The sequence below is a fragment of the Microvirga subterranea genome, from assembly GCF_003350535.1.
Taxonomy (GTDB): domain Bacteria; phylum Pseudomonadota; class Alphaproteobacteria; order Rhizobiales; family Beijerinckiaceae; genus Microvirga; species Microvirga subterranea.
Genome location: NZ_QQBB01000001.1, coordinates 813325 through 836114, shown reverse-complemented (window position 1 = coordinate 836114; position 22790 = coordinate 813325). Strand labels below are relative to the sequence as shown.

General features: G+C 67.2%; 21 protein-coding genes and 1 tRNA gene. 9 read left to right on the top strand and 13 right to left on the bottom strand.

The window, feature by feature from the left end:
- From DES45_RS25570 to DES45_RS03955, 5 genes are all read right to left on the bottom strand, one after another.
- Positions 1–2667 (bottom strand): HAMP domain-containing protein (locus DES45_RS25570; RefSeq protein WP_245429727.1); only part of this gene is annotated, 2667 nt, incomplete at its 3' end.
- A 372-nt stretch (positions 2668–3039) separates the two neighbouring features.
- A tRNA-Arg gene (locus DES45_RS03970) sits at positions 3040–3116 on the bottom strand.
- 293 nt (positions 3117–3409) lie between these two features.
- Complete coding sequence (locus DES45_RS03965; protein WP_114768642.1) at positions 3410–4090, bottom strand: TerC family protein; 681 nt, start codon at positions 4088–4090, stop codon at positions 3410–3412.
- Positions 4091–4253: 163 nt separating this feature from the next.
- Positions 4254–4604: a hypothetical protein gene (locus DES45_RS03960; protein WP_114768641.1), complete on the bottom strand. Its 351-nt coding sequence runs from the start codon at positions 4602–4604 to the stop codon at positions 4254–4256.
- Positions 4605–4712: 108 nt separating this feature from the next.
- The gene (locus tag DES45_RS03955; protein WP_114768640.1) at positions 4713–5666 is read right to left on the bottom strand and encodes a DMT family transporter; all 954 of its coding nucleotides are present in this window, start codon (positions 5664–5666) and stop codon (positions 4713–4715) included.
- 266 nt (positions 5667–5932) lie between these two features.
- On the opposite strand from DES45_RS03955, the gene DES45_RS03950 reads away from it, so the two are divergent.
- From DES45_RS03950 to DES45_RS03930, 4 genes are all read left to right on the top strand, one after another.
- A complete protein-coding gene (locus DES45_RS03950; RefSeq protein ID WP_114768639.1) occupies positions 5933–7129 on the top strand; it encodes an MFS transporter in 1197 nt (398 codons plus the stop codon).
- 698 nt (positions 7130–7827) lie between these two features.
- A complete protein-coding gene (locus DES45_RS03940; RefSeq protein WP_114768838.1) occupies positions 7828–8166 on the top strand; it encodes a septal ring lytic transglycosylase RlpA family protein in 339 nt (112 codons plus the stop codon).
- Positions 8167–8245: 79 nt separating this feature from the next.
- A complete protein-coding gene (locus DES45_RS25990) occupies positions 8246–9079 on the top strand; it encodes a hypothetical protein (protein WP_147282341.1) in 834 nt (277 codons plus the stop codon).
- Positions 9072–10250, top strand: a complete 1179-nt coding sequence (locus DES45_RS03930; protein ID WP_114768637.1) for a thermonuclease family protein — start codon at positions 9072–9074, stop codon at positions 10248–10250. The genes DES45_RS25990 and DES45_RS03930 overlap by 8 nt, the downstream gene beginning before the upstream one ends.
- 69 nt (positions 10251–10319) lie before the next feature.
- Here DES45_RS03930 and minE read toward each other — a convergent pair whose 3' ends face one another.
- From minE to minC, 3 genes are read right to left on the bottom strand one after another with little or no spacing between them, the layout of a single operon-like run.
- On the bottom strand, positions 10320–10583 hold the full coding sequence (gene minE / locus DES45_RS03925) for a cell division topological specificity factor MinE (protein ID WP_114768636.1): 264 nt from the start codon (positions 10581–10583) through the stop codon (positions 10320–10322).
- Positions 10580–11395 (bottom strand): septum site-determining protein MinD, encoded by an 816-nt coding sequence (minD, locus tag DES45_RS03920; protein ID WP_114768635.1) that lies wholly within the window; start codon positions 11393–11395, stop codon positions 10580–10582. The genes minE and minD overlap by 4 nt, the downstream gene beginning before the upstream one ends.
- A gap of 19 nt (positions 11396–11414) precedes the next feature.
- Positions 11415–12128, bottom strand: coding sequence for a septum site-determining protein MinC (minC, locus tag DES45_RS03915; RefSeq protein ID WP_245429724.1), 714 nt, complete (start codon positions 12126–12128; stop codon positions 11415–11417).
- A 485-nt stretch (positions 12129–12613) separates the two neighbouring features.
- Between minC and DES45_RS03910 the strand changes: the two genes are divergently transcribed.
- Together DES45_RS03910 and DES45_RS03905 are read left to right on the top strand one after the other, a co-directional pair.
- Positions 12614–13780, top strand: coding sequence for a TAXI family TRAP transporter solute-binding subunit (locus DES45_RS03910; RefSeq protein WP_114768634.1), 1167 nt, complete (start codon positions 12614–12616; stop codon positions 13778–13780).
- A gap of 74 nt (positions 13781–13854) precedes the next feature.
- Positions 13855–15597, top strand: coding sequence for a coiled-coil domain-containing protein (locus DES45_RS03905; protein WP_114768633.1), 1743 nt, complete (start codon positions 13855–13857; stop codon positions 15595–15597).
- Between the two features lie 28 nt (positions 15598–15625).
- On the opposite strand, the gene DES45_RS03900 is transcribed toward DES45_RS03905, so the two are convergent.
- Together DES45_RS03900 and DES45_RS03895 are read right to left on the bottom strand one after the other, a co-directional pair.
- On the bottom strand, positions 15626–15886 hold the full coding sequence (locus tag DES45_RS03900; protein WP_114768632.1) for a hypothetical protein: 261 nt from the start codon (positions 15884–15886) through the stop codon (positions 15626–15628).
- 63 nt (positions 15887–15949) lie between these two features.
- Positions 15950–16972 carry an NADP-dependent oxidoreductase gene (locus DES45_RS03895; protein WP_114768631.1) on the bottom strand — a complete coding sequence of 341 codons (1023 nt, stop codon included), beginning with the start codon at positions 16970–16972 and terminating at the stop codon, positions 15950–15952.
- Positions 16973–17169: 197 nt separating this feature from the next.
- On the opposite strand from DES45_RS03895, the gene DES45_RS03890 reads away from it, so the two are divergent.
- A complete protein-coding gene (locus DES45_RS03890; protein ID WP_114768630.1) occupies positions 17170–17937 on the top strand; it encodes a sulfite exporter TauE/SafE family protein in 768 nt (255 codons plus the stop codon).
- Positions 17938–18049: 112 nt separating this feature from the next.
- Positions 18050–18511, top strand: coding sequence for a hypothetical protein (locus tag DES45_RS03885; protein WP_147282340.1), 462 nt, complete (start codon positions 18050–18052; stop codon positions 18509–18511).
- A gap of 57 nt (positions 18512–18568) precedes the next feature.
- Here DES45_RS03885 and DES45_RS03880 read toward each other — a convergent pair whose 3' ends face one another.
- A complete protein-coding gene (locus DES45_RS03880; RefSeq protein ID WP_114768628.1) occupies positions 18569–19600 on the bottom strand; it encodes a cysteine synthase A in 1032 nt (343 codons plus the stop codon).
- Positions 19601–19817: 217 nt separating this feature from the next.
- Between DES45_RS03880 and DES45_RS03875 the strand changes: the two genes are divergently transcribed.
- Entirely contained in the window at positions 19818–21053 is a 1236-nt protein-coding gene (locus DES45_RS03875) for a YeeE/YedE family protein (protein ID WP_114768627.1), read from the top strand.
- A gap of 53 nt (positions 21054–21106) precedes the next feature.
- Here the strand turns inward: DES45_RS03875 and DES45_RS03870 are convergent, their stop codons facing one another.
- Positions 21107–21733, bottom strand: a complete 627-nt coding sequence (locus tag DES45_RS03870; RefSeq protein ID WP_114768626.1) for a DsbA family oxidoreductase — start codon at positions 21731–21733, stop codon at positions 21107–21109.
- A gap of 1 nt (position 21734) precedes the next feature.
- Positions 21735–22700, bottom strand: coding sequence for a hydrogen peroxide-inducible genes activator (locus DES45_RS03865; RefSeq protein ID WP_114768625.1), 966 nt, complete (start codon positions 22698–22700; stop codon positions 21735–21737).
- Positions 22701–22790 lie beyond the last annotated feature (90 nt).

Genomic DNA, 22790 nt, shown 5'->3' with positions numbered 1-22790 from the left:
GGAGTTGAGCTGATCCACCATGGTGTTGATGGTGTTCTTCAGCTCCAGCATCTCGCCTTTGACGTCGACGGTGATCTTCTTGGAGAGATTGCCGTTCGCCACCGCCGTCGTCACGTCGGCGATGTTACGGACCTGGCCGGTGAGGTTGGCGGCCATGGAGTTCACGTTGTCGGTGAGGTCCTTCCAGGTGCCGGCGACGCCCTGGACCTGGGCTTGGCCGCCCAACTTTCCTTCCGAGCCCACCTCGCGCGCCACGCGGGTCACCTCGGACGCGAACGAGTTGAGCTGATCCACCATGGTGTTGATGGTGTTCTTCAGCTCCAGCATCTCGCCTTTGACGTCGACGGTGATCTTCTTGGAGAGATTGCCGTTCGCCACCGCGGTCGTCACGTCGGCGATGTTACGGACCTGGCCGGTGAGGTTGGCGGCCATCATGTTGACGTTGTCGGTGAGATCCTTCCAGGTGCCGCCGACGCCCTTCACCTGGGCCTGGCCGCCGAGCTTTCCTTCGGAGCCCACCTCACGCGCCACGCGGGTCACCTCGGACGCGAACGAGTTGAGCTGGTCCACCATGGTGTTGATGGTCGACTTCAGCTCCAGCATTTCGCCTTCGACCACGACGGTAATTTTCTTCGACAAATCGCCCGTCGCCACCGCCGTCACGACCTCGGCGATGCCGCGCACCTGGCCGGTGAGGTTCGCGGCCATGAGGTTCACGTTGTCGGTGAGATCCTTCCAGGTCCCGCCGACACCCTTCACCTGCGCCTGACCACCGAGCTTACCCTCCGAGCCCACCTCCTTGGCGACGCGCGTCACTTCGGATGCGAACGAGTTCAGCTGATCCACCATGGTGTTGATGGTGTTCTTGAGCTCCAGAAGCTCGCCTTTGACGTCGACCGTGATCTTCTTGGACAGGTCGCCGTTCGCCACCGCGGTCGTCACATCCGCGATGTTACGGACCTGGCCGGTGAGGTTGGCGGCCATCATGTTGACGTTGTCGGTGAGGCCCTTCCAGACGCCGCCGACACCCTTCACCTGGGCCTGGCCGCCGAGCTTGCCCTCGGAGCCCACCTCCTTCGCGACGCGGGTCACTTCGGATGCGAAGGAGTTCAGCTGGTCCACCATCGTGTTGATGGTCGACTTCAACTCGAGAAGTTCGCCCTTCACGTCCACGGTGATCTTCTTCGACAGGTCGCCATTCGCGACTGCGGTCGTCACATCCGCGATGTTTCGCACCTGACCCGTCAGGTTCGCGGCCATCATGTTGACGTTGTCGGTCAGGTCCTTCCAGGTGCCGGCGACGCCCTTCACCTGCGCCTGTCCGCCGAGTTTTCCTTCAGAGCCCACCTCGCGCGCCACGCGGGTCACTTCGGACGCGAAGGAGTTCAGCTGGTCCACCATGGTGTTGATGGTGTTCTTCAGCTCGAGCATCTCGCCTTTGACGTCGACGGTGATCTTCTTCGACAGGTCGCCCGTCGCCACCGCCGTGGTCACCTCGGCGATGTTTCGCACCTGGCCGGTCAGGTTGGCGGCCATCATGTTCACGTTGTCGGTCAGGTCGCGCCACAGGCCGGCGGCGCCGGGCACGCGGGCCTGGCCGCCGAGCTTGCCTTCGATTCCCACCTCACGGGCCACGTTCGTCACCTGGTCGGCGAAGGTCGCGAGCGTCTCGATCATGCTGTTGATCGTGTCGGCGAGCGCCGCGATCTCACCCTTGGCCTCCACGGTGAGCTTGCGGGTGAGGTTGCCTTCGGCGACCGCGGTCACGACCTCGGCGATGCCGCGCACCTGACCCGTCAGGTTCGCGGCCATCATGTTCACGTTGTCGGTCAGGCCCTTCCAGACGCCGCCGACGCCCTTCACCTGCGCCTGTCCGCCGAGCTTTCCTTCCGAGCCCACCTCCTTGGCGACGCGGGTCACCTCGGAGGCGAAGGAGTTGAGCTGGTCCACCATGGTGTTGATGGTGTTCTTCAGCTCCAGCATCTCGCCTTTGACGTCGACGGTGATCTTCTTCGACAGGTCGCCGTTCGCCACCGCAGTCGTCACGTCCGCGATGTTGCGGACCTGGCCGGTGAGGTTGGCCGCCATCATGTTGACGTTGTCGGTCAGGTCCTTCCAGGTGCCGGCGACGCCCTTCACCTGGGCCTGGCCGCCGAGCTTGCCCTCGGTGCCCACCTCGCGCGCCACGCGGGTCACCTCGGATGCGAACGAGTTGAGCTGGCCCACCATGGTGTTGACCACCTTGCCGATGCGCAGGAACTCGCCGCGCAGGGGACGGCCCTGGATCTCCAGCTGCATGGCCTGGCTGAGGTCGCCCTTCGCGACCGCCCCGATGACGCGGGCCACCTCGGTGGTCGGCTGGACCAGATCGCCGATCATGGCATTGACGGACTCGATGCAGTCGCTCCAGCAACCCCGGGCGGACGGCAGCTTGCCCCGCTCGCCGATCTGCCCCTCCTTGCCGACGACCTTGGACATGCGCTCCAGTTCCTGGGACAGGCCCTGGTTGAGCTCCACCACGTCGTTGAAGGCTTCGGCGATCTCTCCGTCGATCCCCGTCAGATCGAGCGGCAGCCGTACGGAGAAGTCGCCCTTTCTGAAGGCTCGCAAGGCCTTGAGGAGCATCTTGCTGTCAAGCTGGAGGGCAGCGTTTTCGTTTTGTGCCATGGTCTTCCCGTACCTACGCTCGTATCGCGACGATTGAGGACATTTTTCTTCAGGTCATAGGTCTTTGAAACCCCTGTGTTGGCAACCGATAAATAAAGTCGGCGGCCGGCACTTGATCGGCGTGGTAAATAAGGTTGCGCCGATCGGAGTCTAGATGACCATCTGTGAGCAACAAGGCTTGTGGTAATATTATGTCATCGGAGGCTTGAAATTCACTGTATCGACGCTACGGCCGGCTATCGGCTGTCTTGTGCAATGCAGTGCCTTCGGATGAATGACCTGAAATTTCAAATGAATTCCGGTCCGGGCGCCCCGGTCACGCTGCCGCAGAGCCCGACATAGGCAAGAAAAGATACCGCGGATTCGGGAAAATGGCGCACCCGACACGATTCGAACGTGTGACCTTTGCCTTCGGAGGGCAACGCTCTATCCAGCTGAGCTACGGGTGCGTGGGGCCTTGGGCCTGTTCTCTTCCCTACCCGATTAGGGGCCGGAGGGCAACCTCTCTGAGGGACATGGGCGCCGGGCGGGTCGGGCCGAAAGGATGCCTGTCGAAACGGCGTCGTGGAGGTGGCTCCGGGGCCGGGTCGGCGCCCCGGAGCCGTGTCGTCACAACAGCTTGTCCAGGTTCATGATCAGGTTCACCCAGGCGGACGCGACGCCCGCCGAGGTGACGATGGCATTGAACCAGAAGATCACCGTTTCAGAGATGTGAAAGCCGATCATCGCCGTCTCCCTCGCCTCATGCCTCGTGGGTCGCGGAGCGCTGCCGCAGCAGATAGCCCGCCCCGAGAACCGCCGCCGCCGCCGCGATCGCCACTGGGATTTCGGCCCGGTGGGCCAGTTCCTCGCCGAGCCGCCCGACCAGCCACGGGTCGGACACGATCATGTCGCCGGCGACCCAGCCCAGGAGGGCGGCGCCCGCCCAGATCAGGATGGGGGCCCGGTCCAGCAGCGCCATGATGAGCGCGGCTCCGGCCACGATCAGCGGGATGGAGATCGCCAGTCCCAGCACGAGGAGCAGGGTCGAGTCCTTCGCCACCGCCGCGATGGCGAGCACGTTGTCGAGGCTCATGACCGCATCGGCCACGGCGATCGTCCAGACCGCATGCCAGAGACGGTCGGTCTGCTTGACCTCCCCTTCCCCGTCGTCGCCCGTGAGGAGCTGGACGGCGATCCAGAGGAGGAGCAGCCCGCCGACCACCTTGAGAAACGGGGTGGACAGGAGGGCCGCCACGAGGACCGTGAAGACGATGCGCAGACCGACCGCGACGCCGGCCCCGAGGACCATGCCGGTGCGGCGCTTGTCAGGGGGCAACCCGCGGCACGCGAGGGCGATGACCACGGCGTTGTCGCCGGAGAGGATGACGTTGATCCAGATGATCCCGAGGATCTTGATGAGTTGGGGAACGAGGGTTTCCATGACGATTGTTCGTTTGGCGGCCGGTCCGGGCAGCCGCATCGAGAGCGGCTCATGCGACGGAAGGCTCGGCGAAGCTGGTATGTTCGTGGGACAGGCGAGGCGCGCCACCGCTGACGGCGGCATGGGTCCCGCAGCGCCGCGACGGCGGCCCGACCGGGACGATTTACGCCAGCGGCGGCCCTGTCGCGCGCCGGGCGCCGGAGACGTTCGGGCGCGGCGGCTCGTCTGCACCATACCGGCCGGCACATGCATCGACCGCGACACGGTGCAGCGTCGGGAAAACGCTCAGCCATGCGGCATCGTCGGAACCGCCGCCGGCCTGCTCCCATCCGGCCGGGCCAGGCTCATCGTCGGCCTCTCCCGCTTCGGCCGCTTCGGCGGATGCGAGCAGGTCGGCGAGCTGAAGCGGGAACGGCTCCTGCGGATCCGACAGCGTCGCGATCGGCAGCAGCGCCAGGAGGAGCACTCCCAGGAAGGCCTGAACGAGACCGAGGTAAACGCGCGGGTAGGCCAACGCTCCATCCAGCTGAGCTAGGGGTGCTTGGGGCAAAGAGATGTCACATCCGTACCGGATCGGCTCCCCAGGGGCAACCTTTCGGGCCTGTCGGCGCCCGGATGCCGGTCAGGCCCGTCCTTCCGCACGCCGCTGCTCCATCGCCCGCACCCGCTCACGATAGGCGGTGTAGAGGCCGCTCGCGGCGATTACGGATGCGCCCAGCGCCGTCCAGACGTCCGGCAGCGACCCGAAGGTGAGATATCCGAGCACGGTCGCCCAGAGGAGCTGGACGTAGGAGAACGGCGCGATGGCCGACGCATTGGCATACCGGTAGGCCAGGATCACCAGCCAGTGCCCGGCGGTGGACAGGATGCCGATGCACAGGCCGAGAGCGATCTCCTGCCCGCTGGGCGTCCTCCAGGCGAACGGCAGGGCGAGCGTCAGCACGGCGAACCCGACGAAGGCCGAGTAGACCAGGGTCGTGAGCGGGTGGTCGCCTCCGCTCATCTTGCGCGTGAACACCGCGGCCGCGGCCCAGCTCGTGGCGCCCAGGAGCGGCAGGAGCGCCGCCGCCTCGAAGGCGCTGGTGCCGGGGCGAATGACGATCAGGACTCCCACGAGGCCCACGAAGGCGGCGCTCCAGCGTCGCCAGCCCACCGTCTCGCCCAGGAACAGCACCGACAGGGCCATGATCAGGATCGGCGAGATGAAGTAGATCGCCGTCGCATCGGCAACCGCCAGATAGGGCAGCCCCGCCGTGAAGAAGATCGAGGAGCCCACCATCCCGAGGCCCCGCAACACCTGCAGTCCGGGGCGATGGGAGCGCAGGAGCGAGCCGCCGCCGTTCATCATCAGGACCGGAATGACCATCAGGGTGAAGGTGGCGTAGCGCAGCCAGGCGACCTCGACTGGCGGAAGGGTGCCCGCCAGGACCTTGGTGATCACGTCCGAGATGGAGAAGAACACCGTGGACCCGACCATCAGCAGGGTCCCGCGGAGCTGGGACTGGAGCGGCAGGGCGTGCGTCTGCGGCCCGGCGGCAGCCGGCGCGGACGCCTTCGAGGCAATGGAGCTGGTCATTATCGATGTCGCGCAAAAAGCAAGCCCGGTCGCCTGGCGACCGGGCCTGGAGGCAATAAGGCCGGCCGATTAAGAGCCCGTTCGGGCCGGAAGAGAAGCGCAAAGGCGACACCCGCTCCATGTCCCCAGGGAATGGATCGGCCGCCGGTCCCGCCCCGGCGCGCGTTCCCAACGGCCCCGATCGCGTTAAAGGTGCTGCGCCGCCCCGTCTCCACTGACGTGAGCGCATGCGTCGCTCGCGGCCCCATCGGAGGACCGACCGCTCCATGCAGGAAGAAAAGAAGCGCCTCGAGAGCGGAACGCCCGCCTTCCGGCGGCTGAACCTGGCCCTTTTCGCCGCGGGCTTCGCGACCTTCGCGATCCTTTACTGCGTGCAGCCGCTGCTTCCCATCTTCTCGCAGGAGTTCCACGTCAGCCCGGCGGCGAGCAGCCTGTCCCTGTCCCTCACCACGGGACTGCTCGCGGTCGCCATGCTGGTCACCGGCACCCTGTCGGAGGTCTGGGGCCGCAAGCCGATCATGGTCGCCTCGCTCCTCTCCTCGGCCGTCCTGACGATCCTGTCGGCCGCGGCCCCGAACTGGCCGGTCCTTCTCGTCGCCCGCGTGCTGATGGGGGTGACCCTCAGCGGACTGCCGGCCGTCGCCATGGCCTATGTGAGCGAGGAGGTGCATCCGAAATCCATCGGGCTGGCCATGGGTCTCTTCATCGGCGGCAACGCGATCGGCGGAATGGCCGGACGGCTCGTGACCGGCGCCCTCACCGATCTCGGCTCCTGGCGGCTCGCGGTCGGGACGATCGGCGTTCTCGGGCTGATCGCCGCGATCCTGGCCTGGCGCAGCCTCCCGAACTCGGTCCATTTCATCCCGCGCCGGGCCCATCCGGCCGAGCTCGCGCGCTCCTTCGCCGACCACCTGCGCGACCGCGGCCTTCTGGCGCTGTACGCAGAGGCCTTCCTGCTCATGGGCGCCTTCGTGACGCTCTACAACTACCTCGGCTACCGCCTGATCGAGCCGCCCTACGGGCTGAGCCACACGGCCATCGGGGCGATCTTCGTCATCTACCTGATCGGCACCGTCAGCTCGACCTGGGTCGGCGATCTCGCGGGCCGGCTCGGACGACCGCGCGTCTTCTGGATCATGGTCGCCGTCACCCTCGTGGGCGCCCTTCTGACCCTCTTCGATCCGCTCGTGCTGATCCTCGCCGGCATGGTGGTCGTGACGTTCGGGTTCTTCGCCGCCCATTCGGTCGCCAGCAGTTGGGTGGGCCACCGGGCGCGCACCGCAAAGGCCCAGGCCTCCGCCCTCTACCTCTTCTGCTACTACCTCGGCTCGAGCGCCATCGGGACGCTCGGCGGGGTGTTCTGGGCCCGGTCCGGCTGGTGGGGCGTCGTGGCCCTCGTCACCGTCCTGCTCTCGGGTGCGCTTCTCGTCGGCCTGAAACTGGCTGTCCGCCCGGCGGACTAAGGTCCGGACCCTGGTGAACGGATGCGCCGACACATCATTCGCGCTCCGGCTGGCCCGGTTTCGGTTGCACGATGATTGCGCCAGCGTTGGGGTGACGATTGTCCACCTGCGCCCCCTGCCGGACCCCGTCACCTTTCATCCGCCCATCGAACAGGAACGACTGCGTTCCCTTTGGACCGATAGGAGGCTGCACTCCATTGGTGCTCGGTGCAGCCGGAGCGTGCGATTGTCCGGATGGAGCCTCTTGAGCGTCGGCAGTGGTCGCAGCCAAGGCCAACACACACGCAATCGCCAGTCTCGACATGGCAGGCATCTCCTCTTCCCGCAGGATCGGTCTCGGCAACCATGGGGGATTAGCCCGGCGCCAGGATGGCAGCCGCCGGAACAGCCGCGGTCGCGTTTCAGGAGCCATTCGCCCAAGAGTGCCGGCGCCTCTCCGTTCCGCTCCTCTGCAGCTTTTCTCCGTCAGTAATTCGCTACAGCCGAGGCTATATCCGCGTTCATGCCTCATTCACGTCCAATATTTTTGGCATCTCCGAGCGATGTTCTTTTGTCGCACAGCCAATAAGGAACTTTTTACGAAGTCTTATTCTCGCCTCATTAAACCCTAAACAGGCCGCCCTTGCATAAGAACAAGGGAATGCAACGTGGATCAACGCAATAAAACGCTCGCGCTTGCGGGCCTATTCGTCACGGCCATGGCAACTTTGTCTCCGAGCATTGCGAATGCCGAGTCATCGAAGTCTTCCGGATCGACGATCCAGAGCGGCAAAGCATCCTGGTATGGACCGGGATTTCACGGCAAGCGCACCGCGAGCGGCGAGCGCTTCGACACGAACGAGCTGACGGCGGCCCACCGCACCCTGCCCTTCGGCACCCGGGTCCGCGTCGTGAACAGGAAGACCGGTCAGTCGGTCGTGGTGCGCATCAACGACCGCGGTCCCTATGCTCACGGCCGGGTCATCGACCTCTCCCGCGCCTCGGCCCAGGCGATCGGCATCTCCGGCGTCGGCTCGGTCGAGCTGGCGCAGCTTTAAGCCTCCCCCGGGAACCCGAGGCGACGCCTGCTGCTTCTTCCCCCGGCCCTCCCCTCGAAGGAGGGAGGCTTCGGAGGATATGATGCGGTCTCGGTGGTGTCTTGGATCATCCCATGCGGCGCTCCTCCTGCTTCTGATCGGGAGCGGGGGAGCGGCCTTTGCACAGGGCGGCAGGGTCTGGGTCGACCCGCCGGCCAATCTGAACGCGCCCGCAAAGCCTGTGGAACCCCAGGCGGCGCCGGCCGCGCCACCCACCCCGCCCCAAGCCGTCCCGCAGGCACCGCCGCAGCAGGCCGCTCCCGCGCCGCAGCCGAGTGAACCGGCCGTGCGCTCGGCCCAGCCCGAGCGGCCCCCCGCTGCTCCCCAACCCCCTGCGCAATCGGCGGAAACGCCCAAAACCTCTCCGCCAGCGGCTCCTCCCCCGCCTGCGCCGACGGTCGCGCAGCCGCGGCACGAGCCCGAGAGCCAGCTCGCCGCGAGCGAGCGGACGGCCAGGGACCTCGCGATCCGGTATCTCGCCTCGTGGTCGGAGCCGAATCAGGAGGCCCTGTCGGAGGCCGGCGACTTCTATGGCGACCGGGTCGTGTTTCACGGCCGCACAATCAGCGTGCGCCGGTTGGTCCGGGAAAAAAGCCGCTTCGCCCGCCGCTGGCCGGAGCGGAGCTATCGCCCTCAAGAGAACACAATGAAGGTGGCGTGTGAGCCGACTGGCTTGGTCTGCACGGTGCACACCATGTTCGATTTCATGGCTGCCAATCCAAGGCGCCACAAGCGGACGGAGGGCGTCGGAGCGCTCCAGCTGGTCGTGAGCTTCGCGAGCAGTCAACCGATCATTACGGCCGAAAACAGCGTCGTCCTGAACCAGGGCCGCGACAGGCGAAATCTTGCACAGGAGGGCTCGTCCCATGATTGATCCCGAACGTTCCACCCAGCATCCGGGAGGGCGCGCGGACAATCCTGCAACCTCGTCGGACAAAACCTGGACGTCGGCCCGGGAGCGGGTGCGCGAGATCATCCGCGTCGAGGTCGAGCACTTCCACCCGACTGACGACGCCCGCTACCCCCTGGAACTGATCGTCGAGTCCTCGATCCGCTACAGGGAGGCCGAAGGCGGGCTTGCGATCACGGTCGTCGACGATGCCGGGCAGCCCCGAACCCACACGAAGGACGGGCGCGACACCGCCTTCACCATCAGGGACCTGCTCGAAGAGATCCGCCGGACGCGTCCGATGCTGTTCAAGCAGCCCCATGCGGCAGAGAGCGGCGCGGCTCCGGACCGGCTCGCACCCCGACGGCGCGACTGGCTCGACCTGGGCGCGGCGGAAGAGGCCACGCCCGCCGAAAGCCCGACGGCCCCCATGGCCGCGCCTGCGCGGCCGGGCCATCTGCGCCGCCTGCGGCGGGGCAAGGCGCGCCTTCACCTGTGGACGCGCGCCGCCCGGCGCCGGTGGGTCGAGCCGGCGCTCAGGGCCGGGGCCACGAAGCTGCAGGACGCCCGGGTGGATCTGCCGAAGAACCTCGAGCCGCTGCCGGACCTGTTCGGCAGGGACCGGGCTCCGTCCGCGGCGCGCGGCCTTGCGGTCGGGGCCCTGGCGCTCGCGGCCCTCATCGGCGTCGGCATGTTCTTCCTCGTCGGGCGTGATCGGCCGGCTGAGACCATGAACGCCGGGAGCCAATTCGCGGAGCCGACATCGACCGGGACGGTATCGGCCGCACAGGGCCCGAGCGAGACCGCCGCCGTCGCGCCTTCCACGGGTGGGCGCGTCCTGCGCGGCGTGCCGGACGTGATCGACACCGCGACCCTGTCGCTGGACGGCGAGGTCGTGCGCCTGTTCGGCGTCGAGTGGGCTCCGGGCGGCGGCAAGCCCGACGACCTGACCCAGTATCTGCGCGGGCGGGAGATCTCCTGCGAGCAGGTGAAGGCGGGCGAGAGCTATCGCTGCCAGGTCGACGGGCAGGACCTGTCGCGGGTGGTGCTGTTCAACGGCGGCGGCAAGACCACGGCCGAGGCGACCCCCGAGCTGAAGGCCACCGAGGAGAAGGCACGGGCCGCACAGACCGGGGTGTGGGCCCGGCAGCCCTGAGCTCATAACGACCTGAGCCGGCGTGCACGAAGGCCGCCGGCTCAGATGATGGTGTTGTGTCCGGGACGATCAGACGCGGACAACCTCGGGCCCCGGAAGTTCGACCTCGATCTCGAGGGTCGAGAGATCGGCGCCGCGGTTCATCTTCACCTGAACGTTGTCGCGCTCGATGCTCAGATGCTTGCCGACGACGGCGAGGATCTCCTCCCGCAGCTGGGCGAGGAGGTCGGATTTGCCTCCGACGATGCCGCGTTCGTGCGCCAGCAGGATCTGGAGCCGCTCGCGGGCGACTGGCGCGGATGTGCGCCGGTTGAAGAAACTCATCAGGTTCATGCGGCCCTCCGTCCGAACAGCTTGCCGAACAGGCCCTTCTTGTCGGAGGGGATCATCATCTCGACGCTCTCGCCCTTGAGCCGGCGGACCGCATCGAAATAGGCGCGGGCCGGGCCGCTGTTCGGGTTGTTGAGAGTGACGGGCGACCCCACGTTCGAGGCGCGCAGGACCTCCTCGCTCTCGGGGATGATGCCGAGGAGCGGAATGGAGAGGATCTCCAGCACGTCTTCCTTCTTGAGCATCTCGCCGCGCTCGGCGCGGGCCTGATCGTAGCGGGTGAGAAGCAGGTGCTTCTCGATGCGCTCGCCCTTCTCGGCCTTCTCGGTCTTCGAGTCGAGCAGGCCGATGATGCGGTCGGAGTCGCGGACGGAGGAGACCTCCGGGTTGGTGACGACCACCGCGACATCGGCGTGGCGCATGGCCAGCGTCGCGCCGCGCTCGATGCCGGCCGGGCTGTCGCACACGATCCAGTCGAACTTCTCGCGCAGGTCGTTGAGGACACGAGCGACGCCCTCCTCGGTCAGCGCGTCTTTGTCGCGGGTCTGCGACGCCGGCAGGAGCGAGAGGTTCTCGAGGCGCTTGTCGCGGATGAGGGCTTGGCTGAGCTTCGCGTCGCCCTGCACCACGTTGATGAGGTCGAACACGACGCGCCGTTCGGCACCCATCACCAGATCCAGGTTGCGGAGGCCGACGTCGAAGTCGATGACGCAGACCTTGTCGCCGCCCTGGGCGAGAGCACCGCCCAAGGCCGCGGTCGAGGTCGTCTTTCCAACGCCGCCTTTGCCAGATGTTACGACCAAGACTTTGGCCATTGCTGTCTCTCTTTCTGTCTCATTCCAGGGTTGTCAGGATGATCGAGTCGCCGTCCAGGCTGACCTGGATCGGTTGACCGCGGTATTTGGAACCGAGGTCGTCGGCCGTTTTGTACAGCCCATCGACGGCGATGAGCTCGGCTTCGAATTTTCTGCAGAAGATGCGGGCCTTGGAACTCCCGGTGCAGCCGGCGATGGCCCTGCCGCGCAGCGCACCGTAAATGTGGATGGAGCCGCCGGCGACGATTTCGGCGCCGGACGCCACATGACCGAGGATCGTCACATCGCCTTCCGTGTGGATGATCGACTGACCCGACCGGACCGAGCCCTCGATCAGGAGCGCGGTGGTGGGCGCGGGCTGGGACGAGCTCGCCACCGGCAGCGGAACCGCCTCGAGGTCGGGTGCATCGATGTCGCCGGCCGGGCGGCCGCCGGTGACCGCGGCGGGCATGTCGGAATCGAGCACCGCCGCGGCGGCGCCTTCGAGGCCGATGATGCGGATGTCGCGCATCCTGAGGGCAGCCAGGAAGAACTTCAGCTCGGACTTGGACGGCTTGAGGGCGGACACGTCGGCGATGATCGGCCGGTCGTTGAAGAAGCCGGGAGAGTTCTTGGCGACGGCGTCGAGGTCCTCGAGCCAGTCACGAAGCGGCACGGTCGGCGCGAGAACAAGCGCCAGAAAGGACTTGCCGCGAAAGCGAAGAGAGGGACGGGTGCGAACTGCGATGGTCACGGGCGATCAATTTCCTGCTGTCCTGTGATTTCGTCGTTTTATGGTTAATGGACGGTTAAGATCGGCCCGCGGCGTCAAGATTTTTAACTGTTGGGCCGCCCGGAAGGCCTGGGCCTGGTGCGCCGCCGCCCCAGTCCCGGGGGAACTGCGGCTCGGCTCTCCCCCTTCGGGCCCGCTCCCTGGGACCTCCGGTGATCGGGCTTGCGATTACGTATTCACGGTATCCGATCGGGGCATTTTTGCTATTCTTGGACTGATTTACCCGATGGAGGAATATAAATCTAAAAACCTATACCTCGTGGGTAAATGCATGTTCTTTTTGATTACTGCACTGCATGAAAGCGTTTATTGACCGCACCCTTGATCGGCATACGATGACTTCTCTCTTTTGAATCCTGATCCACCGGGATGTGGGCACAGGCACATCCTGGCTGCGAGAGACGAGAGAAGCAATACGAGGCGCAAGAGCGCCCGGGGAGGTCTGCATGTCCGGTCGAGCCACAGGCTTGTTCTTAACCTTCACTCGTGCGCCGACGCGCGTTCTCGCGCGAACACTTGCGGCAGCCGCGGCTCTTCTGTTCGGAACGCTCGGAGCCTCCGCCCAGTCGGCTCCTTCTTCGAACTTCACCCGCATGAACGCCGGCACCGTCGGCGTCATCTCGGGTGGGGCGGACGGCACCTATATCCGCATCGCGGCCGACCTGGCGAACGTGCTCGACGGGGAGAATCTGCGGATCCTGCCGATCATCGGCCGCGGATCCCTTCAGAACCTGCGGGACGTGATGTTCCTGCGCGGGGTCGACATCGGCATCGTGCAGATGGATGCGCGCGAGGAGCTGAAGGCCGAAAACCTCCAGAACGACGCGGTCCGGCGGCTGCGCTACATCACGCGCCTCTACAACGAGGAAGTCCACATCATCGCGAGCCGCGACATCACCGACATCCGCCAGCTCGACGGCAAGAAGGTGAACATCGACAAGGTCGGCAGCGGCACCAATCTCACGTCGCGCCTGATCTTCGAGAAGCTCGGAATCAAGCCCGACGTGACCACCTTCGACCAGAGCTCCTCCTACGAGCGCCTGCGCTCGGGCGAGATCCAGGCGGCCGTCTACGTCGCCGGCCGGCCGGTGCGCGCCATCGCGGAGTTCCAGAGCGAAGGCCGCTTCCACCTGCTGCCGATCCCGTTCGAGGGTGAGATCGCCGAAACCTACTTCCCGGCACGGTTCTCCAATGCCGACTATCCGCGCCTCGTCGACGAGGACAAGCCGGTCGAGACATTGGCGGTCGGCAGCCTTCTGGCGGTGTTCAACTGGCAGGAGAACTCGGATCGCTACAACCGGGTGAAGCGGTTCGTGGACGCTTTCTTCTCGCGCTTCGACGAGTTCCTGCAGCCGGGACGGCATCCGAAATGGAAGGAGGTCAACCTCGCGGCCGAGGTGCCCGGGTGGGAGCGCGTGAAGCCTGCGCAGGAGTGGCTCGACCGCGCCGTCGCCGCGAAGGCATCCCCCGAGCAGTCCAGGAGCTTCGAAGCTTTCCTGCAGAGCAACGGCAGCACCGTGTCGCCCTCCCAGCGCGAGGCCCTGTTCCGTGAGTTCCTCGCCTGGCAGAGCGAGCGCCAGAAGGGGAACCGGAGAGCGACCCGGCAGGATTGAGCAGAAAAAGGACAGGTTCCGCGTCCCCGGCGCCGTCCGCCGGCCCGGGTGAGCGCTACCGAAGGAGGTCCGACATGACAGGACGCGACCATTCCATGGCGCCGGTCCGTTCCAGGGGGCAGCGTCCTTCGCGGCCCCGGTCGACGAGCGCGCTGGTCCATGGCGGATCGACCGCGGCGCTCCTGATCGCCCTCGTGGGAATCCCGATGGGGGCAGGCCCGAAGGCCGAGGGCATGGCGGCTGCGTCGAGTGGCGCACCGTCGATAGGCCCTGCGCCCGGAGCCCAGATATCTCCCGGCCTGGTTCCGGACGACGTCGCGGCCCTGCTGCCGCTCCTCATGACCTCGCCGGAACGCAGGCATTTCGCGGCCGAACTGGAGGCCGCCCTCCGGCTCGGGCGCCTGGAGGAGGCCGAGCGTCAGCTCAAGGTCGCGATCGAGACCGGGACGCTCGCGATCGTGCTCTCGGACCGGCTGCAGGAGCCGAGCCTGCTCGCGGCGCTCCAGACCCTCGACCTGAAGCCTGAGCCGGGTGCGGCGCCGAAGGAGTCCGAGGTCGGAAACGCTCCGGATGCGAACTGCTCCGTCGCGGCGGCTCAGCCCGGCCCCGACGTCTCGGAACTCCAGGCGGCGCTGGAACAGGAGAAGGCGCAAAGCAACGCCGCCCTCAAGGAACTCTCCGGCGTGTCCGAGGAACTCTCGAAGGCGCAGCAGGCCCGCGAGGCGGAAGCGGCCTCGGCGGCGGCCGCCATCGCCAAGTCCCGGGAGCTCGAAGCCGCCCTGCAGCAGCAGCGGGAGGGCGGAGACGCCCGCCGTCAGGACCTGGAGCTCGAGCTGACCAATCTCCGGAAGGACTTCGAGGTGCTCCAGGCGCAACGCGACCGGGCCGAGGGCGATCACGCCGCTGCGGTGGCCGACGCTCAAGCGGCCCTCGCCCGCGAACGGGAACGCAGCGAAGCGGCCGCGCATGAACTCGCCGTGCTCAAGGACGAGATCGGCGGCCTCAAGGCCGCACGTGACAGCGACACGGGCGCGACGACCGCCAAGATGACGGATCTCGAGGAGAGCCTGCGGCGGGAGCGCGAGCGCGCCGACGCCGCCATGAACGACTTAGCCGCCCTCAGGAAGGAAACATCCGACCGTGAGGCGCTGGCGGCCCGCGAGGCGGCCGCCGACCTGGCCAGCCTGAGCGAGGCGCTCGCGCAGGAACGGTCACGGGCGGACGCGGTGACCCGTGAACTCGCCGACGCCACGGATGCGCTGCAGGCTGCGCAGGAGGCCCATATGAGCGGGCCGGCGCCGCTCCTGTTCAGGCTGGCGGCCGATGCCGCGCCGCTCCGGATCGGAGAAGGACCGCGCGCTGAGGCCGAACCGCCACCCCCGGCGCAGCCGATCCAGGTAGCGGCGGCCGGAATGGCGCCCGGTTTCGACCAACCCGTCCCCGCGCCGTCGAGCCCGGCCGACACGGTCGCGTCCCTGCCCGGCAGCAGCCCCAAGGCCGTTCCGGACAGGATCGCGCCGCAGAGCGGCATCGCGCCGGTCGCCCCGCCCGCGACGGAGGACCGCCTCGTGCGGCGGGCCGATGCCCTCATCCGGAGCGGCGACGTAAGCGGGGCCAGGCTCCTTCTCGAGCGCTCGATGGAGGCCGGCAACGCGCAGGCGGCCTTCCGGCTGGCCGAGACGTTCGACCCGAACGTCCTCTCGGGGCTTGGGGCGTTCGGCATCCGGCCGGACCCGGCAAGGGCGCGCGATCTCTATGCCCGGGCGCTCGCCCTCGGCATCCGGCAGGCCGGAGAACGCATGCAGGCCTTGAAGTGAGACGTTCCTGTCGGACGGTCGGTCCGGGCTAGAACGGCACCCATTCCCCGCCCTCGGTGAGGGCATCGGCGGCGGATTCGAGATCGGTCGCCGCATCCAGGAGATGCTGGGCCGTCTGCTCCACGTGGAGCCGCGGCCCCGGCAGGACCGCGACGCGCCCTGTCACCTCGCGGACCTGATCGATCAGCGCGATCAGGTCGGCAGCGAGCGCAGCTCTCTCCTCCTCCGCAGGGGATGCCGCAGGCGTCCGCTGCTTGGAGCGCGAGGAGAAGGGGATCACGTTCGACATGCCGTTAAAAGTCCGCCTTTGGCCGGACCAAGGCAATAATCGAGTCCCGCGATCCACAGCAATCTACTGTTTCACTCGCACGAGAAGTTTTCCGAAGTTGTGGCCCTGAAGCAACCCGATCAGGGCCTGCGGAGCATTTTCGAGCCCGTCCACCACGTCTTCGCGATACTTGATCCGGCCCTCTCGGAGCCATTGCGAGGCCTCGCGGCCGAAGTCTTCCGCCTGGGACGCGAAGTCGCCGACGATGAAGCCGCGCAGGGTCAGGCGCCGGGACAGCACGGCGCTCATGAGCTGGGGCAGGCGGTCCGGACCGGGCGGGGGCGCCGTATCGTTGTAATGGGCCACCAGGCCGCAGACCGGAATCCGGGCGAAGTCGTTCAGCAGCGGGAACACGGCGCTCCACACCGCGCCGCCCACGTTCTCGAAATAGATGTCGATCCCTTTCGGGCAGGCCTGCGCCAGTTGCTCGGGCATGTCGGGCGAGCGGTGGTCGATCGCCGCGTCGAAGCCCAGGTCCTCGATGAGGTGGCGGCACTTCTCCGGCCCGCCCGCGATGCCGACGGCGCGGCACCCCTTCAGCCTCGCGATCTGGCCCACCATGGATCCCACGGGACCGGTCGCGGCCGCCACCACCACGGTTTCGCCGGGCTTGGGCTGCCCGATGTTCATGAGGCCCGTATAGGCGGTCATGCCCGGCATGCCGAGAACCCCGAGCGACGTCTGGACCGGCGCCAGCCCCGGATCGAGCTTGCGCAGGCCGGTCCCGTCCGAAACGGCATAGTCCTGCCACCCGGCATAGCCCTGCACGACGTCGCCGGCCGCAAAGCCGTGGAGCTTCGATTCCACCACCTCGCTCACGGTGCCGCCCACCATCACGTCGCCGATCTCCAGGGGCTTGGCGTAGGATTTCGCGGCGCTCATGCGGCCGCGCATGTAGGGATCGAGCGACAGCCACAGGGTTCGCAGCAGCACCTGTCCGTCGGCCGGCTCGGGCACCGGCGCAGTCTCGAGGCGGAAGTCGGAGGGCTTCGGCTCGCCTTTCGGGCGGGCGGCCAGGACGATCCGGCGGTTCTGTGCATCGGGCATGGCAGGCTCCTCGCTTCAAGGCCGGTTAGATTGCGCGCTTGCCCGGCCCGGCAAGGTGCGCGGCGGCCGTTCGCGGGCGTCATGCCGCCATGCGGTTTTTCCTCTGGACTTTCGTCTCTCGCGCCTGGAAAACCTGTAACCCCGTTCCGCGGCCGTCCTGGCCGTTCGGCGCATCTCACGACGGCAGACTGACGATCATGGATCTCTCAACCGCGCTCCTCCTCGCCGCGTCCGGTCTCGCGGCCGGCCTCGTCAATGCCATCGCGGGCGGAGGAACCTTCTTCACGTTCTCGGCGCTCGTCGCGGCGGGCCTGCCGCCGGTCGTCGCCAACGCCACGAGCGCAGTGGCGGTCACGCCCGCGAACCTCGCCAGCGCCTGGGCGTACCGCAAGGAGCTCCTGGCCAATCTCCGGCGCTTCGCGGCGCTCGGGGTGGTGAGCCTGATCGGCGGCCTCGCGGGCGCCTACATCCTGACCGTCACGGACAATGCATCGTTTCGCCAGCTCGTGCCGTGGCTGCTCCTCTTCGCGACGCTGCTCTTCGCCGCGAGCCCGAAGATCGTGGCGCTGGCCCGCACCATCGGACGCCAGGAGGGCCATCACCCGTCCACGAAGGCGTGGGCGGCGGGCCTCGCGTTCCAGCTCATCGTGGCGGTCTACGGCGGCTTCTTCGGCGCCGGCATGGGCATCGTCATGCTGGCGGCGCTCGCGATCACGGAGGGCGACGACTTCCACCTGATCAACTCCGCCAAGCATCTCTGCTCGACCGTGATCCAGCTCGTGGCCGTCGTGCTCTTCATCATCGCGGGACTCGTGAGCTGGCGCGAGACCGCCATCGTCGGTGGCGCATCGGTGATCGGCGGATATCTCGGCGTCGTGTTCGGCCGGCGCCTGCCTCCGGCTGCCATTCGCTGGCTCGTGATCGCAGTCGGCGCGCTGCTCACGCTTTATTTCTTCATTCGTTAACCTTCCGGGCCGCATTTTGCGGCCCGTTTTTCGGGTGCTGCCCGATTCACGCCACACGCGTCACACTAGCTGTGACCTGTGATTCTCCCCTCATGTGAAAAAGGACAACGCCGTGGCCGAACCGAAACATATGGCTGGACTTGAAGGATCCCAATCGGTCAGCGCTCTCGGCCTGCGCTGGGCTGCCCTGCGCGGCATGCTGACGTCGCCGCTGATCATGGTCGACGAGCAGCGCGGGCTGCGTGAGGAGCTGCTGCGCGAGCTGGGATCGATCGAGCAGGAATTCGTCGCTCTGCCGTCGCGCAACGCCATGGAGATCTCGGCGAAGCTCGACATCGCGAAATCCGCCGTCCGCGACGGATTGCAGGCCGGCCACAACTGGCTCGTCGATCTTCTCGACAGCATCCAGACCGATCTTCATCTGACGAACGCGAAGCCGTCGGCGCCCGCCTCCAGCCGCCCGACCGCGAACCTCGTGCGCTCGCAGCCGCATCACCAGCCGCAGCGTCCCGAGGGCAGCGCCCCCGGATCGACGCCTGCTCCGGAGCAGACCGAGACTCCGCCTGCGGCGTAAGCCTGTAACATCCGCGCGCTGTTCGGAATCGGCGCAGCGCGCGGACACGATGACGGGTCAGACCAGACCCGGGTCGATGCTGCTCCGACGATCGAGCCACTCGGGAACCGGCAGGTTCTTGGCGCGCAGGAAGTCCGGATTGAAGAGCTTCGACTGGTAGCGCGTGCCGTAGTCGCACAGCACGGTCACGATGGTGTGCCCCGGCCCGAGATGGCGCGCGAGACGGATCGCGCCCGCGACGTTGATGCCGGACGAGCCGCCGAGGCACAGGCCCTCGTGCTCCAGAAGATCGAAGATGACCGGCAGCGCCTCCTCGTCGGGAATCTGGAACGCCACGTCGATGGGCGCATCCTGGAGATTGGCCGTGATGCGGCCCTGGCCGATTCCTTCCGTGATGGACGAGCCGGTCGCCTTCAGCTCGCCGGTCGTATAGTAGCTGTAGAGCGCCGCGCCCATCGGGTCGGCGAGGCCGATCGTGACCTTCGGGTTGCGCTCCTTCAGGGCGATGCCGACGCCCGCCAGCGTGCCGCCGGTGCCGACCGCGCAGATGAAGCCATCGACCTTGCCGTCGGTCTGCTCCCAGATCTCGGGACCGGTCGTCTCGATATGCCCCTGGCGGTTGGCCACGTTGTCGAACTGGTTCGCCCAGATCGCCCCGTTGGGCTCGCTTGCGGCGAGACGCTCGGCCAGCCTGCCCGAGACCTTCACGTAGTTGTTCGGGTTGGCGTAGGGCACCGCCGGAACCTCGATCAGCTCCGCGCCGGCGAGGCGGAGCATGTCCTTCTTCTCCTGGCTCTGGGTCTCGGGAATGACGATGATGGTGCGGAACCCGAGCGCGTTGCCGACGAGCGCGAGGCCGATCCCCGTGTTGCCGGCCGTGCCTTCGACGATGACGCCGCCCGGACGCAGGGCGCCGCGCCGGACCGCATCCTGAATGATCGCGAGAGCCGCCCGGTCCTTCACCGACTGGCCGGGGTTCATGAACTCCGCCTTGCCGAGGATCGTGCACCCGGTCAGCTCCGAGGCCTGGCGGAGCTTGATCAGGGGCGTGCCGCCGATCGCGGCAAGGACGTCAGGTTTGATGGTCATAGGGTGTTACGCTTCTTTTTGCGGCGAAAGCGGATTGCAGCCGTTCGTCTGGGAGATGAAGAGCCGCCCGGAGGATTCAAGGCACTGGAAAATACATCATCAATTTGTAATTTAATTTATATTTACATGTCTTGACGTATTATTCAAGGAACCACATCTTTCGGCCTCATGCTGGAACGCGGCCGGACTACAGCCGGGACGCAGCTGAGGAAACATCATGTCAAGCTCCGCATTCGCCTCGTCGGGCCCCGTGACGGCCCGGACGTCCCTGGGCATCAATGTCCCGACGTCGCTTCTCGCCGCCGCCGGCATCCTGGGCGGCGCGGCGCTCATCGGCGCCGTCGTCAACCCGAAGCAGGCCGCTCTCTACGTGCTCGGCGCCGCGCTGGGCCTCGTGCTCTATCACGCGGCTTTCGGATTCACGTCCGCCTGGCGCGTCTTCATCGCCGACCGGCGCGGCGAGGGTCTGCGCGCCCAAATGGTGATGCTCGCCATCGCGTCCGCGCTATTTTTCCCCGTGCTCGCCGCCGGCTCCCTCTTCGGCCAGCCCGTCTCCGGCCTCGTGTCGCCCGCGGGCGTTTCGGTGATCTTCGGCGCCTTCATCTTCGGCATCGGCATGCAGCTTGGCGGCGGCTGCGCCTCCGGCACGCTCTACACGGTCGGCGGCGGTTCGACCCGCATGCTGATCACGCTCGCGGCCTTCATTGCCGGCTCCGCCATCGGGGCTGCGCATCTGCACTGGTGGACGGCCCTGCCGAGCCTGCCCAGGATCTCCCTCGTCGAAGCCTGGGGTCCCTGGACGGCGCTGGCGTTCCAGCTTGCGGTCTTCGCCGCCATCGCGGCCGTGACCGTAGTGCTGGAAAAGCGCCGGCACGGACGCCTCGTCGAGGCCAATCCGTCCCCGCGTCAGGGCCTCGCCCGCTTCCTGCGCGGCCCCTGGCCGCTGGTTGCCGGTGCAGTGGCGCTCGCGCTCCTGAACTTCGCGACCCTCTATCTCGCCGGTCGTCCCTGGGGCATCACCTCCGCCTTCGCCCTGTGGGGCTCGAAGATCGCGGCCGTGATCGGCTTCGACGTGGCGAGCTGGCCCTACTGGGCTTCGCCGGCGCGGCAGGCCGAGCTCAACGGCAGCGTCCTCAACGACGTCACCTCCGTGATGGATTTCGGCATCGTGCTCGGCGCGCTCCTCGCGGCGGCGCTCGCCGGCCGGTTCTCGCCGACCTGGCGCATTCCGCTGCGCTCGGCGGCCGCCGCGATCGTGGGCGGCCTGCTCCTCGGCTACGGCGCCCGCCTCGCCTATGGGTGCAACATCGGCGCCTACTTCTCCGGCATCGCCTCGGGCAGCCTGCACGGCTGGGTCTGGCTGGTGGCGGCGTTCTTCGGCAACGTGCTCGGCACCAGGATCCGCCCTTACTTCGGCCTCGAGGTCGAGCGCGTGAAGCTTTCCGGCTGCTGATCCCGGCAGGCACCTTCCAGACGAGGCCTCCCGCACCCGGCGGGAGGCCTTTTCTATGAAGCGGCCTCGCGTGTCGCCTTCGCGATGACCTCCCTCACCGTCTCGACGGGCTGAGCGCCGCTGAGCAGATAGGCATGCCGTCCGCCGCCGATGACGAGCGCCGGCACGCCCGTGATGCCGATCTGCTGCGCCAGATGCTCATCCTCCAGGACCTTCTGCGTGTAGCGATTCTTCTCGAGCGCCTCGCGCAGGTCGCCGCGCTCCAACCCGGCCAGTTCCCCGACGTCGAGCAGGACATCGAGATCCGCCAGATCGCGCCCCTCCTCGAAGAAGGCACGGAACAGGGCCCTGTTCATCTCATCGAGCAGGCCGGCCTCGCGGGCGAACTCGGCCGCCTCATGCGCCTTGCGGCTGCGCGGCTGAACCGGCGGGAGGCTTAAAGAGAGACCCCTCTCCTTCGCCATCGGATAGACCGACTGGTTCCAGACCCGGTGCAGGTATTCCGCATTGGGATCGAGGGTTGGTACGGGATCGGGCCGCAGCTCGAAGGCGCGCCAGTCGATCGCCACCTCGTCGCCGAGCTCGCGCCTGATCTGGTCGAGGACCGGCACTTCGAGATAGCAGAACGGGCAGACGTAGTCGCTCCAGACGGAGATCTGGATGGCGGTGTCCTTCGGCATCTCAGGCCTCCTTCACGCGCGGGATCGGGTTCGCATCCGTCAACGCTTCAAGCGCGGGCGGGTTTTCGCCGCCCTGCTCGGTCAGGCGCAATTCCCGGATCAGCGTGCCGAGCGCAGCGAAATCCGCCTTCCGGCTCGACGTCCGCCGCCAGGCGAGCCCGATGGTGCGCATGGGCGGCTCCTCGGGAAACTGGATTAGGGCGATGCGCTGCCGGTCGACCTCGGCGGCGGCGCAGAGCTCCGGCAGCAGGGTGATGCCGTGGCCGGCCGCCACCATCTGCATAATGGTGGTCAGCGACGCCGCCCCGAGGGCCTTGCGGGCCTGCACGTTCGCGATCTGGCAGAACTGCAGCGCCTGGTCGCGCAGGCAGTGTCCCTCCTCGAGCAGCAGCAGGCGCTCGCGCATCATGCGGGTGTGCAGATTGTCCGGCGACCAGCCGGCGGCGGCCTGGGCCTGCACGGCGATGAGGAAGCGGTCGTCGAAGAGCGCCATGCTCTCGAGCTGGCCGTGCGATACGGGCAGGGCCAGCAGCGCCGCATCGAGGTCGCCACGCGCCAGCTCCTCGACCAGCGTGTCGGTCTGTGTCTCGCGCACGAGCAGGTCGAGGGCCGGATGGTTCGTCGCCACCCCGTGGAGAAGGCTGGGCAGGAGATAGGGCGCCACCGACGGGATGATGCCGAGCCGCAGCGGTCCCGTCAGGACGCCGCGCTGCTGGCAGGCGAAGTCGGTGAGCTCGCGCACCTGGGTCAGGATCGCCCCGGCGCGGGCGGCGATCTCCTGGCCGGCGAGCGTCAGCGCAACGGCGTTGCCACGCCGTTCGACCAGGCCGATGCCGAGCTCCTGCTCCAGCTCCTTGATCTGCATGGACAAGGCCGGCTGGGTAACGGCGCACTGGCTCGCCGCCATGCCGAAATGGCGCGTGCGGGAGAGGGTTTCGAAATAGCGGAGCTGCCTTAGAGTGACCATGGCCGATAAGATAACCTTATCGGCCGCCGCAGGCAAAGCGATTGGACCTGATCGGGCAGTTTAGGCATGGTCCGGACAAGCTTTGGAGAG

Excerpts from the sequence above, each read along its gene's own strand:
- DES45_RS03965 (WP_114768642.1), bottom strand. The coding sequence starts at position 4,090 with ATGGAAACCCTCGTTCCCCAACTCATCAAGATCCTCGGGATCATCTGG.
- DES45_RS03955 (WP_114768640.1), bottom strand. The coding sequence starts at position 5,666 with ATGACCAGCTCCATTGCCTCGAAGGCGTCCGCGCCGGCTGCCGCCGGG.
- DES45_RS03950 (WP_114768639.1), top strand. The coding sequence starts at position 5,933 with ATGCAGGAAGAAAAGAAGCGCCTCGAGAGCGGAACGCCCGCCTTCCGG.
- DES45_RS03940 (WP_114768838.1), top strand. The coding sequence starts at position 7,828 with ATGGCAACTTTGTCTCCGAGCATTGCGAATGCCGAGTCATCGAAGTCT.
- DES45_RS25990 (WP_147282341.1), top strand. The coding sequence starts at position 8,246 with ATGATGCGGTCTCGGTGGTGTCTTGGATCATCCCATGCGGCGCTCCTC.
- DES45_RS03930 (WP_114768637.1), top strand. The coding sequence starts at position 9,072 with ATGATTGATCCCGAACGTTCCACCCAGCATCCGGGAGGGCGCGCGGAC.
- minE (WP_114768636.1), bottom strand. The coding sequence starts at position 10,583 with ATGAACCTGATGAGTTTCTTCAACCGGCGCACATCCGCGCCAGTCGCC.
- minD (WP_114768635.1), bottom strand. The coding sequence starts at position 11,395 with ATGGCCAAAGTCTTGGTCGTAACATCTGGCAAAGGCGGCGTTGGAAAG.
- DES45_RS03910 (WP_114768634.1), top strand. The coding sequence starts at position 12,614 with ATGTCCGGTCGAGCCACAGGCTTGTTCTTAACCTTCACTCGTGCGCCG.
- DES45_RS03905 (WP_114768633.1), top strand. The coding sequence starts at position 13,855 with ATGACAGGACGCGACCATTCCATGGCGCCGGTCCGTTCCAGGGGGCAG.
- DES45_RS03900 (WP_114768632.1), bottom strand. The coding sequence starts at position 15,886 with ATGTCGAACGTGATCCCCTTCTCCTCGCGCTCCAAGCAGCGGACGCCT.
- DES45_RS03895 (WP_114768631.1), bottom strand. The coding sequence starts at position 16,972 with ATGCCCGATGCACAGAACCGCCGGATCGTCCTGGCCGCCCGCCCGAAA.
- DES45_RS03890 (WP_114768630.1), top strand. The coding sequence starts at position 17,170 with ATGGATCTCTCAACCGCGCTCCTCCTCGCCGCGTCCGGTCTCGCGGCC.
- DES45_RS03880 (WP_114768628.1), bottom strand. The coding sequence starts at position 19,600 with ATGACCATCAAACCTGACGTCCTTGCCGCGATCGGCGGCACGCCCCTG.
- DES45_RS03875 (WP_114768627.1), top strand. The coding sequence starts at position 19,818 with ATGTCAAGCTCCGCATTCGCCTCGTCGGGCCCCGTGACGGCCCGGACG.
- DES45_RS03870 (WP_114768626.1), bottom strand. The coding sequence starts at position 21,733 with ATGCCGAAGGACACCGCCATCCAGATCTCCGTCTGGAGCGACTACGTC.
- DES45_RS03865 (WP_114768625.1), bottom strand. The coding sequence starts at position 22,700 with ATGGTCACTCTAAGGCAGCTCCGCTATTTCGAAACCCTCTCCCGCACG.